The following is a 302-nucleotide window of genomic DNA, read 5'->3' on the forward strand; positions in this document are numbered from 1 at the left end:
TTTGCGCCCTTAGCTCAGCTGGATAGAGCGTTTGACTACGAATCAAAAGGTCGGGAGTTCGAATCTCTCAGGGCGCGCCATTTATAACTTCATTGAATAATCAAAGTGTCCTTAAGATTCGAACGAGTTCGTTGGAGCATAAGCTTCGATAGAATTACTTCGCAATCGGATGCGTAGCATCCGCATCTCTCAGGGCGCGCCATTATTTCTTATTTCATTTAAATGGTCCGTAATGGATATATACTTATAATTTGCCGGCGTGGCGGAATGGCAGACGCGCTCGACTCAAAATCGAGTGGGAA

General features: G+C 45.4%; 1 tRNA gene. It reads left to right on the forward strand.

The features are described 5' to 3' along the window. The first annotated feature begins 3 nt into the window (after window positions 1–3). Window positions 4–80: transfer RNA gene (locus QW71_RS36555), tRNA-Arg, on the forward strand. Window positions 81–302: the final 222 nt, after the last annotated feature.

Origin of the sequence: Paenibacillus sp. IHB B 3415 (assembly GCF_000802655.2) — a bacterium.
Classification (GTDB): domain Bacteria; phylum Bacillota; class Bacilli; order Paenibacillales; family Paenibacillaceae; genus Paenibacillus_AQ; species Paenibacillus_AQ phytohabitans.